Origin of the sequence: Diaphorobacter sp. (genome assembly GCF_050251835.1) — a bacterium.
Lineage (GTDB): Bacteria > Pseudomonadota > Gammaproteobacteria > Burkholderiales > Burkholderiaceae_C > JBFXIE01.
The window spans coordinates 1-19657 of record NZ_JBFWLZ010000001.1 but is presented as its reverse complement, the minus strand read 5'-3'; the positions used below and the strand labels follow the sequence as shown (position 1 = coordinate 19657).

Genomic DNA, 19657 nt, shown 5'->3' with positions numbered 1-19657 from the left:
ATGTGCGTCAAGCGATCTTGAATCGTGCCACCGATTGCCGCAGCTCCTCTGCCACTTGGGACAGCTCGCGCACCTGTTGCGCCGTTGCACGGGTGCCTTCGCCCGTCTGCTCGGTGACCGCAAAGATGTGCTGGATGTTCTCAGCCACGCCGTTGGCCAGCTCTGCCTCGCGCGCGGCGGAGGACGAAATCTGCTCAATCAGCTCAGCCAGGCGCCGGGACACGCGGTCGATCTCGGTCAGTGCAGTACCCGCACTGTCGGACAGCCGCGCCCCCTCCACCACACCCTGCGTGGAGCGCTCCATGGCTGCCACCGCATCCTGGGTATCAGTCTGAATGGCCTTCACCAGTGCCGAAATCTGTCGCGTGGCGTCGGCAGAGCGTTCGGCCAGGCGCTGCACTTCTTCCGCCACCACCGAGAAGCCGCGGCCGGCTTCGCCAGCAGACGCGGCCTGAATGGCGGCGTTCAGGGCCAACACGTTGGTCTGCTCGGTAATGTCCGAAATCAGCTCAGTGATTTCACCAATCTCCTGCGAGGATTCGCCCAGGCGCTTGATGCGCTTGGAGGTTTCCTGAATCTGGTCACGGATCGCATTCATACCGCCGATCGTGTTTTGCACCGCCTGCAGACCCTGATCCGCAGCCTCCAGCGACTGACGGGCCACCGCTGCCGACTCTTGCGCCTGGGACGACACTTCGTTGATGCGCGTCGCCATGTCGAGAACCGAGCGGCCGGTTTCACGAATTTCGCGCAACTGCTCGGTTGATGCAGCCAGCAGTTCAGTGGAGGTGTTGTCCACCTGCGCCGTAGTCTGCGCCACCCGGGTGGCCGTGTTTTGCACGCTGCCCACCAATTGACGCAACTCTTCCACGGTGTAGTTCACCGAGTCGGCAATCGCACCGGTGATGTCTTCGGTCACCGTGGCTTCCTGGGTCAGATCGCCCTCGGCGACCGACTGCAACTCGTTCATCAGCCGCAAAATGGCAGCCTGGTTGGCATCGTTGACGCGCTTGGCTTCTTGCTCCTGGCGCTTGGCGTCCCGCTGCAAGGCCTCGGCAGCGACCTGACGGCTGCGGCTGTCCAGCAGCTGCACCCGTGAAATGCCCACACCGCACAGCAGCACGAAAACGCCGGCAATGGCCAAGGCGGCAAACTGTCCGGCACCCATGCCCGACTGCGCCGACAGCTTGCTTTGCAAACCTTCCAGCTGGCGACGCAAGGGCTCGCTGTCTGCCAAGATGGATGACTGTGCTTCGCGCGCAGACACCAGACCCTGCAGATTGCCCAGGATGGCTCCGGCCTGCGTGCGGGTCTCTTCATAAAGTTTGATCAGCTTCTGGAGTTGCTCGCGCGTCTGCGCGTCACGAGTGGCGGCCAGGCGCAGATCCGAACTGCCTTCAAGCAAACCCTGAGCAATTTCCTTGAAGGAGTTCAAATCTTTACCCAGCAGAAACACCGCTTCGGGGCTCACACCCTCGGTGGTCTGGAATTCATTGGCAGACTTGCCAATACGCTGCGTCAGCATCACCAGTTGACCGGCAGCCGAAATCTCAGCAGAGGGCGCGTCCTGCTGCAGCTTGAGAGACGCAATGGTTTCCGCTATTTCCAGCAGTTCAGAGGACTGGCGGTTAATGGCCCGCAGGGAATCGCCGACCTGGGTAAGAATCTTTTGCTGGCCCATCACCACTGCCGCATTGCGCTCTGCACGCTCCACCATCGGCGTGATGGCGTCCATCTCGGACTTGAACTGCTCACCCAGCGCAGACACATCCAGCTCCGCATCGCCATTGGCCAGGGCTCGGGCACTGCGAACCAGCACCCCGGAGCTGTCCAGCACATCGGGAAAGGCCTGGACACTACCGACCAGCGCCTGTGACACGGACTTTGCCAGACGCTGAGACTGCATCAGCGACTGGCCTGTGGCAGCCAGCTGCTGCGTGGAGCGGTTAGCCTGCTGCAGCACCCAGCCGGCAATCAGCGCCAGAACCACCAGACCAATGCCCAGCAACATCAGCAGGCGGCGCTGATGATGTGCGGTGGTGGCACGGCCAAGCACCGGCAGCGACACCAGTTCATCATCAACAAAATCAACCTCGCCGTATTGCGATACGGCCCCCGTCTCACCTTGGATGCTGTTCATGCCATCCGACTGATAGGCCTCAGGCATGTCTGTAGCCAGGGAGTCCTGCACCGAATCTGATGCGTTGCGATCAGCCTTCGACTCGCCGGAGTTGCGGTTGAACAATTTTCCAAATGGATTGACGACGGACATGTTCTGCCTTACAGAAAAAATCAAGCACTGATAGAGAGGAACACGGGGTGCTGCGACAGGGCTTGCAGGTTCAACTCCTGCCAGCGGGTACCCTGCGCATCCACGTATATGGTGCTGAAATACGACGGAGCCTCATGATCGGGCGACTCAGAATCCACGAAAGCTTCCACCCCTCGCAGGCCCGACAGCCGATCCACCAGCAGCGCAGCATTGACCTCTAGCGCACTATTGAGAGCCAGAAGGCTGGATTCGAGCAATGCCTGCTCCGACCGCGGCTGCGCGATTCCCAGCAGACCGCCCAGATCCACCACGCCGGTGAGCATTCCGCGCAGGTTTGCCACCCCCAGAAACCAGGGTTGGGTATAGGGAACGGACTGCACGCCGCTCCAGGGGAAAATTTCGCTTGACTGCCCCAGGGGCAGCAGGAAATGCCGTCCGGCACACTCCACGGCCAACCAGGACGAGACGGATACACCCTCCCCCCGGGCGGCCTGCAGCCTGGCGGCTAATCGTGTCTGCAACTCTTTGAGAGCTTCGCGGTTGGCCATGAGAACGCAGCAGGTCTCAGTTCAGCGAATCGATCTTGGCCTGCAGTTCTGCAGGATCGACCGGCTTGGTGATATAGCCGCGCGCGCCCTGGCGCATGCCCCAGACGCGATCAGTCTCCTGGTTTTTGCTCGTGCACATGATGATGGGCACATCGGAGTACTGCGGATCGCGGGAAATGGCGCGCGTCAACTGGAATCCGTTCTGACCCGGCATGACCACGTCCATGAGGATCAGATCGGGTTTTTCTTCAGCCAGACGGCGAAAAGCTTCATCCGCATTTTCCGCCGTACGAACCTGCATGCCCTTTTTCTGCAACAAGTCCGTCAGGAACATCAACTCGGTTTTCGAGTCGTCCACGACCAGCACCTTCTGAATCGCCATTACATAACTCCTTATTGGGCATTTCCAAATTGCTGCACCGCTTGCAGCAATTGATCTTTGGTAAATGGTTTGGTGAGATATTCTTGACAGCCGACCATTCGGCCGCGCGCCTTATCAAAAACCCCGTCTTTCGACGAAAGCATTACCACCGGCGTATCCGCAAAACGCGGGTTGCGTTTGATGATGGCGCAGGTTTGATAACCATCGAGTTTAGGCATCAGGATGTCGCAGAAAATCAGTTGTGGCTGGTAATCATTGACTTTAGCCAAGGCATCGAACCCGTCGTCTGCCAATAAAACCTCATGGCCGCCCTGTTTGAGAAAAATCTCGGCGCTGCGCCGAATTGTGTTGCTGTCATCCACCACAAGCACCCTGAAGGTGGGACTGGTTATCGTAGTAGCCAATTTCTCACTGCTCCTGTGGGAACGAAAAAACAAAACGGGCAACTATAGCGCCTCAAATCGCGACCATCTCGAAGTCATCCTTGCGCGCACCGCATTCAGGGCAAGTCCAATTCATGGGGACATCTTCCCATCGGGTGTTAGGCACTATGCCGTGCTCGGGCGAACCCATAGCCTCGTCATATATCCAACCGCAAATCAGGCACATCCAAGTTTTTGGGGCGATCACAGCTTAAGGGGCCTTCACATAGAATGCAACGATTGTATCTAGCCAACACTGCGGCTTGCAGCTTCTGTGCCACCACAGTTACGCTGGCACTTCCACATGGGATCGAATATCTCCTCACCACAGCACCCCCCAAGCATGGCAGCCGATGATGACGATTGCGCGATGCCCGCCATCTGCGTGATGGTTTTCAATGCCAACGACCCCTGCGGCGCCGGCGGTCTCGCGGCCGACGTTGCGGCCGTTGCCTCTGTCGGTGGCCACCCTGTGCCGGTGGTGACAGGCACCTATGCCCGCGACAGCGCCGAGATCGTCGATCACTACGCTTTCGACGACGATGTGGTTGCCGAACAAGCCCGCAGCGTGCTCGAAGACATGACCGTGCAGGCCATCAAGGTCGGTTTCGTGGGCACGCCAGAGAACCTGAGCACCATCGCCGAAATCGCGACCGACTATGCCGACGTGCCCGTAATCGCCTTCATGCCCGACCTGTCTTGGTGGCGCGACGACCTCATTGATCAATACCACGACGCCTTCCGCGAGCTGCTGCTGCCGCAGGCCTCGGTGTTGGTCGGGAACCACAGCACCTTATGGCGCTGGCTGTTGCCCGACTGGAGCAGCGAGCGCCCGCCCTCGGCCCGCGACCTGGCCATGGCGGCATCCGAGATGGGCGTGCCCTATCTGTTGGTGACGGGCATTGCGGCGGCCGACCAGCATATCGACAACATGCTGGTGTCGGCGCAGTCGGTACTTGGCAGCGGCCGCTTCGAGCGCTTCAATGCCACCTTCATCGGCGCGGGAGACACCCTGTCAGCCACCCTGGCCGCGCTGGTGGCCAGCGGCAGCGACCTGGGCGAGGCCACCAGCGAGGCTCTCACCTACCTGGACGGCTGCCTGGAGCACGGTTTTCGCCCAGGAATGGGCCATGTGCTGCCCGACCGCATGTTCTGGGCCCAGCCCGACGATGACGACGACAACGACGAAGACCCCGGCCCTGACTTCCCGGGCTTTGATCTGCCACCCCATGACACACAGCACTGACCTCAACCAATCCTTGTTCGAACGCGCCAAGGCCGTCATTCCCGGCGGCGTCAACTCGCCCGTGCGCGCCTTTCGCGCCGTGGGCGGCACGCCTCGCTTTATTACCCGCGCCCAGGGCGCCTATATGTGGGATGCCAACGGCCAGCGCTTCATTGACTACATCGGCTCCTGGGGCCCGATGATCCTGGGCCACGGCCACCCGGCCGTGCTGGAGGCGGTACAAAAAGCCGCCCTGGACGGCTTCAGCTTTGGCGCCCCCACCGAGCGCGAGGTGGAACTGGCCGAGGAGATCCTGCGCCACGTTCCCTCGATGGAGATGGTGCGCCTGGTCAGCTCGGGCACCGAGGCCGGCATGAGCGCCATCCGCCTGGCGCGCGGCGCCACCCGGCGCAACAAGATCATCAAGTTCAACGGCTGCTACCACGGGCACGCCGACTCGCTGCTGGTCAAGGCCGGCTCGGGCCTGGCGACCTTCGGCCACGCCACCAGCGCGGGCGTGCCACAAGAGGTGGTGCAGCACACCCTGGTGCTCGAATACAACGACGTGGCCCAGCTGGAAGAGGCCTTCACGCTGCACGGCCCCGACGTGGCCTGCGTGATCATGGAGCCCATCGCCGGCAACATGAACTTCGTGCGCGCCAGCGTGCCTTTCATGCAGCGCGCGCGCGAACTGTGCACCCAGCACGGCGCGCTGCTGGTCATCGACGAGGTCATGACCGGCTTTCGCGTGGCGCTGGGCGGCGCGCAAAGCCTGTACGCGCAGGCCATCCCCGGCTTCAAGCCGGACATCACCGTGCTGGGCAAGGTGATTGGCGGCGGCATGCCGCTGGCGGCGTTTGGCGGCTCGCGCGCCGTGATGGAACAGTTGGCGCCGCTGGGCCCGGTGTACCAGGCGGGCACGCTGTCGGGCAACCCGGTGGCCACGGCCTGCGGCCTGGCTACGCTGCGCGAGGTAGCCAAGCCGGGCTTTTACGACACGCTGGCCGGGCGCACGCGCTCGCTGGTCAACGCACTGGCCGGTGCTGCCAATGCCGCAGGGGTGCCTTTCAGCGGCGACTGCGAGGGCGGCATGTTCGGCTTTTTCCTGCTGCCGCACCTGCCACAAAACTACCCTGCGGTGCTCAACACCGACGGCATGCGCTTCAACCGGCTGTTCCACGGCCTGCTGGACGGCGGCGTGTACATCGCGCCGGCGCTGTACGAGGCCGGTTTTGTCAGCGCGGCCCACACCGCGCAGGACATTTCGGACACCGAAGCCGTAGCGCGCGAAGTGTTCAAAAAGCTGTAAGGCGTGTTTGCGATCCAAACGCCCCAGCGGCCCGCGCCCGTCTGACAAGCACGGGCGCCCGCAAACACCCACACCATCGCCGCCCATCCGCGGCAGTCGGCACAACCGCACACCTGACTGCAAGGGGCCGGTCTGCTGGAAAAGCAGTTGCAGCCGAGAGGCGCTTGCGCCGCAGCGAGTTCATCACTTCGTCACGCAATGGTGCGAGCCTTGGCGCCTCATTTTTCCTGATCCAAGACCCACCCCATGCAGCGCCAAGACGACACCAAGCCCCTCACCAACCTTCTGCAGCCAGCTGGCGCCGAGCTGACTGACTCCAGCCGCCGTCGTTTCGTGCGCCAGCTCACGCTGGGCGCTGCCGCGCTGGGTACGCTGCCGCTGGCGGCCTGCGGTGGCAACGACGATGACGCACCCGCCGTCAAGTTCCTGCATGGCGTGGCCAGTGGCGACCCGCTGGCCGACCGCGTGATCCTGTGGACCCGCGTGACCCCCCCGGCCGACTTCACCGGCGATATCCCCGTGCAGTGGGAAATGGCCAGCGACGCGGCCTTCGCCAGCATCGTGGCACGCGGCGAAACGCGCACCAGCGCCGCGCGCGACTTCACCGTCAAGGTGGACGTCACCGGCCTGAAAGCCGCCACGGCCTACCACTACCGCTTCAAGGCGTTCGAGGCCACCTCGCCCGCCGCGCGCACCCGCACCCTGCCCACGGGCAGCGTGGCACAGGTCAAGATGGCCGTGTTCTCCTGCGCCAACTACCCTGCCGGTTATTTCAATGCCTACGCCCACGCGGCGCTGCGAAGCGACCTGGATGTCACCGTGCACCTGGGCGACTACATCTATGAATACGCCCGCGGCGGCTACGCCTCGGCCAATGCCGAGCAGCTGGGCCGCCTGGTGCAGCCCGCTGGCGAAATCATTTCGCTGGCCGACTACCGCACCCGCCACGCGCAGTACCGCACCGACCCCGACCTGCAGGCACTGCACGCCGCGGCGCCCATGATTGCCGTCTGGGACGACCACGAGATCACCAACGACACCTGGCAAAACGGCGCCGAAAACCACCAAAGCGCCACCGAAGGCAGCTTTGCGGCGCGCAAGGCCGCCGCGATGCAGGCCTATCACGAGTGGCTGCCCACGCGCAACACGCAGCCCGATGTGATCTACCGCAGCTTCAATTTCGGCAGCCTGCTGTCGCTGCACATGCTGGACACCCGCGTAGTGGGCCGCGACGAGCCGCTGGACTACGCCAAGTACATCACTGCCAGCGGCAGCATCGATGCGGCTGGCTTCACCGCCGCCGTGGGCAGCCCCACGCGCCAGCTGCTGGGCAGCACGCAGACACAGTGGCTGCAACAGCAAATGGCCGGCTCCAGCGCCACCTGGCAGGTGCTGGGCCAGCAAGTGCTGATGGGGCGCATGAACGTGCCCGCGCCGCTGCTGCTCAACTTCAACGACCCCAGGGCCGGCGTGTCGCTGGCGCAGTACTCTGCCATCGCGGCCAAGGCGCAAACCGCGCCCGCCACGCTCACCGCGCAGGAGCAGGCCATCCTGGCGCAGCCCGCCATCCCCTACAACCTGGACGCCTGGGACGGCTACCAGGCCGCCCGCGAAACCGTGCTGGGCATGGCCCGCGCCATGAACAAGAACCTGGTGGTGCTGTCAGGCGACACGCACAATGCCTGGGCCAATGAACTGTCCGACATGAACGGCAACGCCGTGGGCGTGGAGTTCGCCACGCAATCCGTCAGCTCGCCTGGCTTTGAACAGTACCTGCCCAACGAAAACCCCGCCACGCTGGCAGGCGCCTTCCAGCAGTTGGTCAAGCCCCTCAAGTACTGCGACACCTCGCGCCGCGGCTACATGCTGGTGACCGCCACCGCCACCGAGTGCCGTGCGCAGTGGGTGTACGTGAGCACGATCGCCAGCCGCCAGTACACGGCTACCGAAGAGACCACCATGACCGTGAAAGCCGGCGCGCCCGGCAAGCTGCAGAAGGCTTGACCGGCAATAAAACGATTGCGCCGCCTGCCGGCGCATGTGCTTGGAACCGCCATTCCCGCCTCAGCAGGAATGGCGGTTTTTTGCCTGATGGGCCACATGCTTCAAAGCAGGTCACAAGAGCACCTGCGTGGCCGCCACGCATTGCCGACAAACCGTGCAAGTGCCTTGCTTGCGCACGAGCCCGTCATTCCAGCGCAGGCGAGAGTCCAAGGTCTGCCGTACACGAATGACCATGTTTTTTTGCGCGGGCCCTTATTCAGCAACCGCAGAAAGCTACAACTAACGTAGCAAATCAATCCACTGGCGGCATTGCCAGCAGCCACTGCGCCATCTGCACCGCCTGCTCCTGGGTGATTTGCGGGTGGCGCGGCATCAGTGTGCGCCCCCATACGCCCACGCTGCCTTCGCGGATCTTGCGCGCCAGGTACTCGGGCGCGTCGGCACGGCCGGCGTAGCGTGCCGCGATCTGGCGAAAGCCCGGGCCTACGTAGTGGCGGTCCATGCCGTGGCAGCGCATGCAGTCGGCGCCCTGCACCAGCGCGCGGCCTGCCGCCAGTTCGGGGCGGGCCTGCTGCACGGCATCCAGCGCCTGCGCGCCAGTGGCGGGCCGCAGGATGCGCCAGCCCACGTTGAACACTCCCAGCACCACCAGCACCATGAACACCGCCAGCGCCCAGCCCACCCAGCGGGGCCGGGGCGGCGGCGCGTCGTCGTCGCTCTGCGGGTCGCGGCTCATGGGGCGGTAGCGTAATGCGCGCGCATCAATGGCGGAAGTGGCGCACGCCGGTGAACACCATGGCCACGCCGCGCTCGTTGGCGGCGTCGATCACCTCCTGGTCGCGCATGCTGCCGCCGGGCTGGGCCACGCAGGTGGCGCCTGCGTCCACCACCACGTCCAGGCCGTCGCGGAAGGGGAAGAATGCATCGCTGGCCACCACCGTGCCCTGCAGGCTCAGTTTGGCAGCCTCGGCCTTGATGCTGGCGATGCGCGCCGAGTCCAGGCGGCTCATCTGGCCCGCGCCCACGCCCATCGTCATGCCGTTCTTGCAGAACACGATGGCGTTGCTCTTGACGTACTTGGCCACCTTCCAGGCAAACAGCAGGTCTTGCAGTTCCTCGGGCGAGGGCTGCTTGATGGTGACCACCTTCAGGTCGGCCAGTTGCAGCTCATGGTTGTCGCAGGTCTGCAGCAGCAGGCCGGCGCCCACGCGCTTGGTCTCAATCGCATTGCGCACGGCGCCGTAGTTGTCGGGCAGCGCGATCTGCATCAGGCGCACGTTGACCTTGGACTTGAAGACTTCCAGCGCCTCGGCCGTGAAGCCCGGCGCCATCAGCACCTCGACAAACTGCTTGCTGACCTGCTGGGCAGCCGCGCCATCGACCACGCGGTTGAAGGCGATGATGCCGCCGAAAGCGCTGGTCGGGTCGGTCTGGAAGGCCTTGCTATAGGCCTCCAGCGGGTGGGCGCCCACGGCCACGCCGCAGGGGTTGGCGTGCTTGACGATGACGCAGGCGGGCGCCTCAAAGCTCTTGACGCATTCCCAGGCGGCGTCCGCATCCGCGATGTTGTTGTAGGACAGCTCTTTGCCCTGCAGCTGCACGCCGGTGGCCAGCGAGCCCGGCACTTCGGTCACGTCGCGGTACCAGGCGGCCTGCTGGTGGCTGTTTTCGCCGTAGCGCAGGTCTTGCATCTTGATGGCGAACATGTTGGCCTGGCGCGGGAAGGCGGACATGGCGGGCACGTAGTCTTCGGCCAGCTTGTCCTCTTCAAACAGCACCGCAGACAGGTAGTTGCTGATGGCGCCGTCGTACTGGGCAATGCGGTTGAACGCCGTCACCGCCAGGCCAAAGCGCAGCGCGTTCGACAGCTTGCCGTGCTGTTGCAGCTCGTCGAGCACGGCGGGGTATTGCGCGGCATCGGTCACTACGGCCACGTCTTTCCAGTTCTTGGCGGCGCTGCGCACCATGGCCGGGCCGCCGATGTCGATGTTCTCGATGGCGTCAGCCAGCGTGCAGCCAGCCTTGGCCACGGTGGCTTCAAACGGGTACAGGTTGACGACCAGCAGATCGATGGTATCGATGCCGTGCTCGGCCAGTGCAGCCATGTGCGCCGGCACGTCGCGGCGGGCCAGCAGGCCGCCATGCACCTTGGGGTGCAGGGTTTTGACGCGGCCGTCCAGCATCTCGGGGAACTGGGTCACCTCGGCCACTTCGGTGACGGGCAGGCCGGCTTCGGCCAGCAGCTTGGCGGTGCCGCCGGTGGACAGCAGCTGGATGCCCAGGGTGTGCAGCGCCTGGGCAAATTCGACGATGCCGGTCTTGTCGGATACGGAAAGGAGTGCGTTCATGAAGGCCTCGTGGTGGTTTGAATGAAATCGGCCTTTAGCGCTTGATGGTCAAGCGCAGCCAGCTATCTTTTTTGAAATCAATTTCAGAGCAGCTTGTGCTCCAGCAGCTTCTTGCGCAGCGTGTTGCGGTTCAGCCCCAGCCATTGTGCCGCGCGGGACTGGTTGTTGTCGGCGTGGCTCATCACCACCTCCAGCAACGGTTTTTCGACCAGGCGCACGACCATGTCGTACACCCCGTCGGGCGTCTCTCCGCCCAGATCGCGAAAGTAGCCCTGCAGGCTCTCGCGCACGGATTGTTCAATGCTGTTGTGGCTCATGTTGCGTTTCCCTCGTGGGCGGGACTGCGTCGGCAGCGCCGGGCAGTGCCGGCAGCCGATCCATCTGCGCGCCCAGCGCGCTGAAGAAATCGGCCACCGCCTGCCACTGCGCCGCGCAGTCCTCGATGGTGTTGATGTGTTGCCGCAGCGCCTCGCCACCCGGCAGCGCCCGCACATACCAGGCGATGTGCTTGCGCGCGCTACGCACGCCGCTGCCCTCGCCGTACAGGCGGTAGTGGTCTTGCAGATGCTCCAGCAGCAGGCGGCGCACCTCGGCCACCCGCGGCGGCGCCAGGTGCTCGCCGGTGGCCAGAAAATGGTCCACCTCGCGAAAGATCCAGGGCCGGCCCTGGGCCGCACGGCCAATCATGATGGCGTCGGCGCCGGTGTGGACCAGCACATCGCGGGCCTTCTCGGGGCTGGTGATGTCCCCATTGGCCACCACCGGCACGCGCACGGCGGCCTTGACGGCGGCAATGGTGTCGTACTCGGCATGGCCTTTGTACCCCTGCTCGCGCGTGCGGCCGTGCACCGTCAGCATCTGGATGCCCGCAGTCTCAAACTGCCGCGCCAGCGCCACCGCATTCTTGTGCTGCTGGCACCAGCCGGTGCGCATCTTCAGCGTGACGGGCACGCCGCGCGGCGCGCACGCCTGCACCACGGCTTCGGCAATCTCCACTGCCAGCGCTTCGTTTTGCATCAGCGCCGAGCCCGCCCATTTGTTGCACACCTTCTTGGCCGGGCAGCCCATGTTGATGTCGATGATCTGCGCGCCGCGATCCACGTTGTAGAGCGCGGCCTCGGCCATCATGGCGGCATCGGTGCCGGCAATCTGCACGGCAATCGGGCCGGGCTCGCCTTCGTGGTTGGCGCGGCGGCTGGTCTTGAGGCTGTCCCACAGGTCTTTGCGCGAGGTGACCATCTCGCTGACGGCGTAACCCGCGCCCAGCTGTTTGCACAACTGGCGAAAAGGCCTGTCCGTCACCCCGGCCATGGGGGCGACAAACAGGCGGTTGGCCAGGGCAAAGGGGCCGATGTGCATGGGCGTGCGGGGGGAGGAGCGGGTCAGCGGGTGCTGAAAAAGGAGGCGGGATTGTAGCTGCTCAAAATATGGGCACCAACCGCCGCCGTGGCCTGGCGGGCGTCAGCCTGGCAGCGGCCCGGGGGCAGCCTTGTCCTCCTGGATCAGGCCCGCGGAGCCTCCTGGCCGCACAGGTGCAGCAGCGCCACCGCCGCCAGCATGAAGAAGATGTGCGCAGTGTTCTGGCCGTTCCAGGTGCTGGACTGCCACATGGCAAACCACTCGCCGCCCACAGTGATAAAGCCCACGCCGTACAGCAGCATGCCGGCGGTCAGCCCGTAGATGGCCACGCCCTTGGCGCCATGAAACACCCCGGCATCAGCGCCGCGCACGCGCCACAGCCGCGCCAGCCCCCACCAGCACAGCAGCGCCGTGCCCGTCTGCCAGCCGATGATCAGCGCATAGGCCGCGTGGTGCAGCGGCGCAGCGGTGATGGCGCGCCCCATCAGGGCCGGGGAGCGGAAGGTATCGTCCATCGACAGCACATGGCGGACAAAGGCAAAGTTGCTGCCGTAGTCGATCAGGTTGCCCAGCGCCACCAGGCTGAAGAACAGCGCCACCATGGCCACCAGCGCCATGCGCGACGCGCGCAATGCCGTGCCGGTGCTGGTCATGGCGTGGCCACCTTGCGCTGGCCGGCCATGTGCGCCAGGTAGGCCAGCAGATCGTCCAATTCAGCGTCGCTGATCTGCTCGGGACCAAAGCCGGGCATACCTTGCGTGGGCCATTGGCGCACGCTGGCAGGGTTGCGCACCAGCTGGCGCAGGGCCTGGGGCTGGAAGTACTCGGTGGGGTTCAGGGGCAGGTTCAGGTCGGGGCCCACCTGGGCGTCGCCGCCGCCGTTCATGCGGTGGCAAACCATGCACTGCATCACAAACAGCGACTGCCCCCGGCGCAGGCGGTCGCCCGCGGGAACCTGCGCGGCCACGGCGATCTGCGGCCAGCGCTGCCCGGGGGCAGCGCGCACATTCAGCCGCGCCACGGCGTAGGGCCACTGCTCGCTGCGCACGCCGGCATCGTGCGGCCAGACGATGTAGAACGGCCCGGCGCTGGCTGCCTTGCCCGGCAGCGCCGGCCAGGGGGCGCCGTCGGGCTCGATGGCCAGCCAGGGCTGGGGCTGGCCGGGCGCCTGCGCCAGCACCAGTGCGCCGGGCAACTGGGCGACAAAGCCATCCAGCGCCACGGCCTCCAGCGTGTCGCCGGGGTCCAGGCCCAGCTCGCGCAGCACCACGGCCAGCGGCACGGCACGGTAGCGCATGGGGCGCTGGTAGGCCACGTCGCGGGGCACGTCGATATCCCGGGCCTGGGCGTGGCGGGCCAGCGCAGCCCCGTCCAGCTGACGCGGGCCGTGGGCGCCGTCCAGCACCAAAGGGGCCGCCGGGGCCAGGCCGACCCACCCGGCCAGCAGCGACCACAGGGCCGACCGGGCGCTACCCTGCAGCCTGGCGGCGGCACGCAGGAGCCAGCCCGCACCGTTCAAGTGACGAAAGAAATGCGGCATGGCAGTGGCGTAATGGATGGGCAACAGGGACGAGGAACGCGCGCGGGCAGCTGCGCTGGCGGCGGGGCCGGGCCAGCCGCTCAGCTCAGCGCACCGCAAAGTCAAAGTAACGGTCGGGGAAGGGCTCATTGACCAGCGTGTAGTGCCACCATTCTTCGGGCAGATTGCGAAACCCCTGCTGCGCCAGCAGGGCGCGCAGCCAGCGCCGGTTGTGCTGCACGTCGGGCGGCAGGTCGGGGTTGTCGGTGTGCGAGCTCACGTCGAACATGTCAAACGGCGAACCCATGTCCACCTCGTGGCCATCGGCCAGCGGGCCGCGCACCACCTTGTAGGCACGCAGGCCGTCCACCACCACCAGCGTCACATCCACGGTGCTGCCGCGGCTGTGGCCGGATTTCTCGGCGATGTAGCCGCGCTGGAACAGCTCCTGCTTGGGCACTGCCGGGTAGTAGGCGGCCTTGGTTTTCTGGTCGGCCAGGTCGGCGCCCCAGCGCACGAAGTCGTTGACGGCGGTTTGCGGGCGAAAGCAGTCAAACACCTTGATGGTGAGCCCCAGCGGACGCACCTGCGCCTGCGCGGCCTGCAGGGCGCGGGCAGCGGCTTCCGTCAGGATGCAGGTGGGCGCTTCGTAGCCCGCCACGGGGCGGCCCATGAAGTTGTTGCTGCCAAGGTAGCGCATGTCCTGCAGCACATCGGGCGCCACGGCGTGCAGGTGCACAAAGCCCGCCGGCAGCGCGCCGGTCTGCTGCGGCGCGTCCGCCGGGCTTGCGCAGCCGGCCAGCAGCGCTGCCAGCAGCAGGGCCGCTGCCGACGCTGCTGTGCCGGCGTGCGTTGCCCGGTCGGGGGTTGATTGCTGCGCTGCCTTCCGATGCCACATACCCGCTCTCCTGATGGTGGTCGTATAAAGCCGCGAAAGATACCGGATCGCCCCGCAGCCGCCCAGCGTTTTGCGCACCGTTGCGCGGGCGCTGCACGCATACACTCGCGCCCACCATGGAAATCTGGATGCAACAACTGCTCGATCTGCTGGCGCTGCCGCAGTTCGGCCTCAGTACGGTGTTCGTCGTGGCCTTCATCTCGGCCACGCTGCTGCCGATGGGCTCGGAGCCCGCGGTGTTTGGTCTGGTCAAGCTCAACCCGGAGCTGTTCTGGCCCGCCATTGTGGTGGCCACGGCGGGCAACACCCTGGGCGGCGCCGTGAGCTGGTGGATGGGCCTGGGCGCCCACCGGGCCTGGGACGCTGCGCGCCGGCGCCGCCGCGCAGGCCAGCCCGATGCCGCAGGCGATGCACCCGCGCGCGAGTTGTCGCGCACCGAGCGCCGCGTGCGCGTGTGGCTGCGCCGCTGGGGCCCCAAGACCTGCCTGCTGAGCTGGCTGCCCGTGGTGGGCGACCCGCTGTGCGCCGTGGCGGGCTGGCTGCGCCTGCCCTTTTGGCCCTGCCTGGCGTACATGGCCGTTGGCAAGTTCTTGCGCTACCTGTTCATGACCTCGGTCTTGCTACACATGGTGCCGGGCGAATGGGTGCGCTGGCTGCACGGCCAGTGATGCCTGCACCGGTTAGGCGCCGGGCCTGGGCTCCACACCAGCGGTGATGGCCTCGTCCCGCGCAATGCGCCCGTCGATCAGTTCCACCAGCCGGTCGCAGCGCGCGGCCAGGCGCGGGTCGTGCGTGACCACCACGAAGCTCGTGCCGCGCTCGGCGTGGATGCGCCGCAGCAGCGCAAACACTTCGGCCGACGAGGCGGTGTCCAGGTTGCCCGTGGGCTCGTCGGCCAGCACCAGCGGCGGGTCCATGACCAGCGCACGCGCAATCGCCACGCGCTGCTGCATGCCGCCAGACAGCTCACCGGGGCGCTTGTCCATGGCTTTCGCCAGGCCCACGGCGTCCAGCAGGCTGCGCGCGCGCTCGCGCTGCGCGCTGCTCACACGGCCTTCGGCCATGAGGGCGGGCAGCGTAACGTTCTCCAGCGCCGAGAACGCGGGCAGCAGATGGTGGAACTGGAAGACGAAGCCCAGCGTGCGGCGTCGGCACAGCGTGAGCGCGGCATCATCCAGACCCTGCACCGGCTCGCCATCCAGCCGGTAGCTGCCCGACGTCATGCGCTCGAGCAGGCCCAGGATGTTGAGCAGCGTGCTCTTGCCCGAGCCCGATGGCCCCATCAGCGCAATGAACTCGCCACGGCCCACCTGCAAGGTGATGCCGTGCAGCACCTCGGCCTCGCTGGGAAGGCCCAGGTTGTAGCTTTTGCGCACGGCGTCGAGCGCAATCAGTTCGGGCGCGGCCGGGGAGTTCATCACATCCTGATGGCCTGCGCCGGATCGAGCGCCGCCGCGCGCCGCGCCGGCGCCACTGCCGCCAGCACACCGCAGACCGAGGCAATCAGCGCCACCTGCAGCGCCGTGGTGGGCGCCAGGGTGATGGAAAACAGCGGCAGGCCATCCGAGCCGCGCACGAAGTGGGTGAACACCCAGATCAGCGCCACCGCCAGCAGCAGGCCCAGCGCCGACCCCGCCGCCCCCACCACCGCACCCTGCACCAGGAACACGCGCAGCACCTGCCCGCGCGTGGCGCCCATGGCGCGCAGGATGCCGATCTCGCGGCCCTTTTGCACGACAGACACCACCAGCACGCTGGCGATGCCCAGCACCACCACGGCCAGCACCACCCCACGGATGATGGCCGTGCTGATCGACTGCGCATTCAGCGCCGACACCAGCTGGGCGTTGGTTTCCTGCCAGCTTTCGATCTTGTAGGGAAGCCGCTCCTGAAGCTCGCGCGCCAAGGACTGGGCCACCCACACGTCCTTCAAGGTCAGGTCGAGCTGACTGGCCCCGCCCGGCAGCGCCAGCAGGCTTTGCGCGGCGCGCAGCGGCACGATCACGGTGCGCCGGTTCAAATCCTTCACGCCCAGATCCACCAGCGCGGTGACGCGCACCGAATCGCTCACCGTGCCGCCCACGGCGCCGGTCTGCACCGTGAAGCGGTCACCCGCGCGCACGCCCAGATCCTGCGCCAGCTCGCGCCCCACGATGGCCTCGCCGGGCGCCAGGCGCGCGCTGCCGCTGACCACCTTGGCGCTCAACCCCACCACGCGGTCATACCGATCCAGATCGACGCCCATCAGCGCAATGGCCTGCGATGCCTCGCCGCGCAGCGCCAGGCCGCTGCCCGACACCATGGGCGACACGCCAGCCACGGCAGGCAGACGCTCCAGCAGCGGCACCAGCGCCTGCCAGTTGGCCACCTCGCGCAGGCGCTGCGCGCGCGGCTGGGTTTGCGTGAGCGCGGCCACGCCGGGCGCGGGCAGGGCCGCGGGTGTGACCAGGTCGTCCGGCGCCCGCAGGGTGATGTGCGCCTGGGCGCCCAGCGTCTTAGCCAGGGTGTTGGATTGCAGGCCGCTGATCAGCGCCGAGATGTAGGCAATCACCGCCACGCCCGCCGCCACGCCCACGATGATGAGCACGGTCTGCATGCGCCCCTCGCGCAGGAAACGCAGCGCCACACGCAATTCAAAGCCGGGCCAGGTCAGCATGGCGGAACGCTCAGAAGGTGTGAATGAATCCGGCGTGCCCGAGCAGGCCGCGAAAACGCGGCCGATCCAGGCGCAAAGCACAGCCATAGCGCGTGCTATGGCGAGCATTTGCAACGCCGAGCGGGTGTGTTTTGGCGGAATGAGCGGGCATGGTGGGTTCGTTCACACCTTCTCAACGGCCCATGGCGTTGGTCAGCGCGGAGCCGGCGCCGCCGCCCTGCCCCTGGCCCACGGCGCCGGGCACCGCTGAGCCGGCAGTCCACGCCACGGTGCGTGCCCGCACGCGGTCGCCCGGCTGTATGGCGCTGCCGCGCAGCACGGTGTCGCCTTCCTGCAGGCCTTCCAGCACCTCCACCGCATCGAGCGTGCGCAGGCCCAGCCGTACGCTGCGCGCCTGGGCGCGGCCGCCCTGCAGCAGCAGCACGGTGGCGCTGTCGCCCGCCACGGCGCCGCGCAGTGCCACCTGGGGCAGCACCAGGGCGCGGTCACGCCGGGCGGTCTCGACTTCCACCGACAGGGTCATGTCCTCGCGCAGATAGGCGGGGGACTGCCCGTCCAGCGCAAATTTCACCTCGACGGCACCGCGCTGGGCATCCACCGATGGCGCGATGGACAACACGCGCGCTGCAAAGCGCCGGTCGGCAAAGGCATCGGCCACCACGGTGGCCGGCTGGCCGGGCTGCAGCTGATCCAGAAAACGCTCGTCCACCTGGGCCTCCAGCTGGGTGGGGCCGGCCAGCGCCAGGCGCAGCAAGGCCTTGCCCGGCTGCACGATCTGCCCCGGTTCGACCTCGCGCACCAGCACGCGGGCATCGGCAGGCGCAAGCAGATCGGTCTGCCCCAGGCGGGCCCGCGCCGCCTCGGTGGCCGCCCGGGCCAGCGCCAGTTGCGCCTGGGCCTGCACCACATCGGTGCCTGCATCGGCATTGGCCTCGATCTGCGCCTGCGCATTGCGCTGCTGCGCCTGGGCCACATCCACGGCCCGGCGGGCCTCGTCGAGCTGCGCAGGGCTGTAGAAGCCCTCGGCCACCAGCCGCTGCACCCGCGCCAGGGTTGTCTGCGCGGCTTTCAAAGTGGCATCGGCCTGGGCGAGGGCGGCCTGCGCGGCGCTGCGGCCGCTGCTGCGCAGGCCGGTCAGCCGCGCCTGTGCCTGGCGCTCAGACGCCACGGCCTGCGCCAGCGCCGCGCGCAATTCATCTGATTCAAGCTGCACCAGCACATCGCCCTGGCGCACCTGCGCGCCCTCTTGCGCCAGCACCTGCGCCACCCGGCCGGTGAGGGTGCTGCCCACGTCCACGCGCGACAGCGTGGCCACGCGGGCCGAGAACTGCAGCGTGCGCACCAGCGGCGCGGACTGCAGCACCAGGGCATCGACCTGCGGGCCGCGCAGCGCCATCGCGCCGATGGCGCCGGCCATCAACACCGCGGCGACGCCCAGCGTCAGCGCCAGCCAGCGTTTTTTCACGGGGCTCTCCTCAACGCAAGGGTTGCCAAGATCAGTGCCTTTCCATCATTGCGCAAACAACCCGCCGGCCGCCTGCGCAGGCGCGACCCCCAGGTGCCGGTACGCTGCCAGCGTGGCAGTGCGCCCGCGCGGCGTGCGCTGCAGGTAGCCTTGCTGGATCAGGTAGGGCTCGATCACGTCCTCGATGGTGCCGGGCTCTTCGCCAATGCTGGCGGCGATGTTGTCCAGCCCCACAGGCCCGCCGTCAAAGCGGTGGATCAACGCTTCCAGCAGCTTGCGGTCCATCACGTCAAAGCCCTGCGGATCGACGTCGAGCATGGCCAGCGCCCGGTTGGCAATATCGAGCGTGATGCGGCCCGAGCCCTTCACCTCGGCATAGTCGCGCACGCGGCGCAGCAGCCGGTTGGCGATCCGCGGCGTGCCGCGCGAGCGCCGCGCCAGCTCAAAGCCGCCCTCGTCGTCCATGGGCGTGCCCAGCAGGCCGGCGCTGCGCTTGACGATGCGCGCCAGCTCCTCGGGCGTATAAAACTCCAGCCGCGCCACGATGCCGAAGCGGTCGCGCAGTGGGTTGGTGAGCATGCCCGCGCGCGTGGTGGCGCCCACCAGGGTGAAGGGCTGCAGGTCCAGCTTGATGCTGCGCGCCGCCGGGCCTTCGCCGATCATGATGTCGATCTGGTAGTCCTCCAGCGCGGGGTAGAGGATTTCTTCCACCACAGGCGAGAGGCGGTGGATCTCGTCGATGAAAAGAACGTCGTTCTTCTCCAGGTTGGTCAGCAGCGCCGCCAGGTCCTTGGGCTTTTCGAGCACCGGGCCGCTGGTCTGGCGCAGGTTCACGCCCAGTTCGGCCGCGATGATGTGGCTGAGCGTGGTCTTGCCCAGGCCCGGCGGGCCAAACAGCAGCACGTGGTCAAGCGCCTCGCCGCGCTTGCGCGCAGCGCCGATGAAAATCTCGAGCTGCTCGCGCGCCTTGGCCTGGCCCACGTATTCCTGCAGCAGCTTGGGGCGCAGGGCGCGCTCCAGCGCGTCCTCTTGCGGCGACGCGGGTGCGGCAGACACCACGCGCTCGCGCGCCGGGAAGGGAGAAGGGGCGAAATCGTCGGTGTGAATGGTCATGCGGGGCGGGCAGAAAGCGCGGCGCATTGTCTCACCCGTGCGCCGCCGGTTTTGCTACCTGGTCGCCCCCGGATTCAGCCAGCGCTGCAGGGCGGCGCGGTAGCTGGTGTCAAAGCGGCCGTAGTAGTCCACGCCGT

Annotated in this window: 20 protein-coding genes; 4 read left to right on the top strand and 16 right to left on the bottom strand. The window is 66.7% G+C overall.

Features of this window, described 5'->3' with window-relative positions; all coding sequences use genetic code 11:
* Positions 1 to 7: 7 nt before the first annotated feature.
* Genes AB7E35_RS00100 through AB7E35_RS00080 form a run of 5 tightly spaced genes read right to left on the bottom strand, consistent with a single transcriptional unit; the run spans position 8 to position 3829 of the window.
* Complete coding sequence (locus AB7E35_RS00100) at positions 8 to 2272, bottom strand: methyl-accepting chemotaxis protein (protein WP_428161938.1); 2265 nt, start codon at positions 2270 to 2272, stop codon at positions 8 to 10.
* A 20-nt stretch (positions 2273 to 2292) separates the two neighbouring features.
* Positions 2293 to 2820, bottom strand: coding sequence for a chemotaxis protein CheW (locus AB7E35_RS00095; protein WP_428161939.1), 528 nt, complete (start codon positions 2818 to 2820; stop codon positions 2293 to 2295).
* 16 nt (positions 2821 to 2836) lie between these two features.
* On the bottom strand, positions 2837 to 3202 hold the full coding sequence (locus tag AB7E35_RS00090) for a response regulator (RefSeq protein ID WP_428161940.1): 366 nt from the start codon (positions 3200 to 3202) through the stop codon (positions 2837 to 2839).
* 11 nt (positions 3203 to 3213) lie between these two features.
* Entirely contained in the window at positions 3214 to 3606 is a 393-nt protein-coding gene (locus AB7E35_RS00085; RefSeq protein ID WP_428161941.1) for a response regulator, read from the bottom strand.
* Between the two features lie 52 nt (positions 3607 to 3658).
* Positions 3659 to 3829 carry a rubredoxin gene (locus AB7E35_RS00080; RefSeq protein ID WP_428161979.1) on the bottom strand — a complete coding sequence of 57 codons (171 nt, stop codon included), beginning with the start codon at positions 3827 to 3829 and terminating at the stop codon, positions 3659 to 3661.
* A gap of 138 nt (positions 3830 to 3967) precedes the next feature.
* Between AB7E35_RS00080 and thiD the strand changes: the two genes are divergently transcribed.
* The 3 genes from thiD (at position 3968) to AB7E35_RS00065 (ending at position 8162) form a co-directional block, all read left to right on the top strand.
* Positions 3968 to 4870, top strand: coding sequence for a bifunctional hydroxymethylpyrimidine kinase/phosphomethylpyrimidine kinase (gene thiD / locus AB7E35_RS00075; RefSeq protein WP_428161942.1), 903 nt, complete (start codon positions 3968 to 3970; stop codon positions 4868 to 4870).
* On the top strand, positions 4854 to 6158 hold the full coding sequence (gene hemL, locus AB7E35_RS00070; RefSeq protein WP_428161943.1) for a glutamate-1-semialdehyde 2,1-aminomutase: 1305 nt from the start codon (positions 4854 to 4856) through the stop codon (positions 6156 to 6158). Before thiD ends, hemL begins: the two co-directional genes overlap by 17 nt.
* A 246-nt stretch (positions 6159 to 6404) precedes the next feature.
* Complete coding sequence (locus AB7E35_RS00065) at positions 6405 to 8162, top strand: alkaline phosphatase D family protein (RefSeq protein WP_428161944.1); 1758 nt, start codon at positions 6405 to 6407, stop codon at positions 8160 to 8162.
* Positions 8163 to 8454: 292 nt separating this feature from the next.
* Here AB7E35_RS00065 and AB7E35_RS00060 read toward each other — a convergent pair whose 3' ends face one another.
* The 7 genes from AB7E35_RS00060 to AB7E35_RS00030 form a co-directional block, all read right to left on the bottom strand.
* Positions 8455 to 8898, bottom strand: coding sequence for a c-type cytochrome (locus AB7E35_RS00060; RefSeq protein ID WP_428161945.1), 444 nt, complete (start codon positions 8896 to 8898; stop codon positions 8455 to 8457).
* Positions 8899 to 8923: 25 nt separating this feature from the next.
* The gene (gene purH / locus AB7E35_RS00055) at positions 8924 to 10510 is read right to left on the bottom strand and encodes a bifunctional phosphoribosylaminoimidazolecarboxamide formyltransferase/IMP cyclohydrolase (RefSeq protein WP_428166872.1); all 1587 of its coding nucleotides are present in this window, start codon (positions 10508 to 10510) and stop codon (positions 8924 to 8926) included.
* Between the two features lie 83 nt (positions 10511 to 10593).
* Positions 10594 to 10827: a Fis family transcriptional regulator gene (locus AB7E35_RS00050; RefSeq protein ID WP_428161947.1), complete on the bottom strand. Its 234-nt coding sequence runs from the start codon at positions 10825 to 10827 to the stop codon at positions 10594 to 10596.
* Positions 10808 to 11869, bottom strand: coding sequence for a tRNA dihydrouridine synthase DusB (gene dusB / locus AB7E35_RS00045; protein ID WP_428166871.1), 1062 nt, complete (start codon positions 11867 to 11869; stop codon positions 10808 to 10810). The genes AB7E35_RS00050 and dusB overlap by 20 nt, the downstream gene beginning before the upstream one ends.
* A gap of 143 nt (positions 11870 to 12012) precedes the next feature.
* On the bottom strand, positions 12013 to 12522 hold the full coding sequence (locus AB7E35_RS00040; RefSeq protein WP_428161949.1) for a DUF2165 family protein: 510 nt from the start codon (positions 12520 to 12522) through the stop codon (positions 12013 to 12015).
* Positions 12519 to 13409, bottom strand: a complete 891-nt coding sequence (locus AB7E35_RS00035; RefSeq protein WP_428161950.1) for a c-type cytochrome — start codon at positions 13407 to 13409, stop codon at positions 12519 to 12521. The genes AB7E35_RS00040 and AB7E35_RS00035 overlap by 4 nt, the downstream gene beginning before the upstream one ends.
* Before the next feature lie 85 nt (positions 13410 to 13494).
* Positions 13495 to 14286: a M15 family metallopeptidase gene (locus tag AB7E35_RS00030; RefSeq protein WP_428161951.1), complete on the bottom strand. Its 792-nt coding sequence runs from the start codon at positions 14284 to 14286 to the stop codon at positions 13495 to 13497.
* 128 nt (positions 14287 to 14414) lie between these two features.
* Between AB7E35_RS00030 and AB7E35_RS00025 the strand changes: the two genes are divergently transcribed.
* Positions 14415 to 14954: a YqaA family protein gene (locus AB7E35_RS00025; RefSeq protein WP_428161980.1), complete on the top strand. Its 540-nt coding sequence runs from the start codon at positions 14415 to 14417 to the stop codon at positions 14952 to 14954.
* A 12-nt stretch (positions 14955 to 14966) separates the two neighbouring features.
* Here the strand turns inward: AB7E35_RS00025 and AB7E35_RS00020 are convergent, their stop codons facing one another.
* The 4 genes from AB7E35_RS00020 to ruvB all read right to left on the bottom strand — a co-directional run bounded on the left by AB7E35_RS00020 (position 14967) and on the right by ruvB (position 19520).
* Positions 14967 to 15704, bottom strand: a complete 738-nt coding sequence (locus AB7E35_RS00020) for an ABC transporter ATP-binding protein (RefSeq protein WP_428161952.1) — start codon at positions 15702 to 15704, stop codon at positions 14967 to 14969.
* On the bottom strand, positions 15704 to 16942 hold the full coding sequence (locus tag AB7E35_RS00015; protein WP_428161953.1) for an ABC transporter permease: 1239 nt from the start codon (positions 16940 to 16942) through the stop codon (positions 15704 to 15706). Before AB7E35_RS00015 ends, AB7E35_RS00020 begins: the two co-directional genes overlap by 1 nt.
* 172 nt (positions 16943 to 17114) lie before the next feature.
* The gene (locus tag AB7E35_RS00010) at positions 17115 to 18407 is read right to left on the bottom strand and encodes an efflux RND transporter periplasmic adaptor subunit (protein ID WP_428166870.1); all 1293 of its coding nucleotides are present in this window, start codon (positions 18405 to 18407) and stop codon (positions 17115 to 17117) included.
* Positions 18408 to 18452: 45 nt separating this feature from the next.
* A complete protein-coding gene (gene ruvB / locus AB7E35_RS00005; RefSeq protein WP_428161955.1) occupies positions 18453 to 19520 on the bottom strand; it encodes a Holliday junction branch migration DNA helicase RuvB in 1068 nt (355 codons plus the stop codon).
* Positions 19521 to 19657 lie beyond the last annotated feature (137 nt).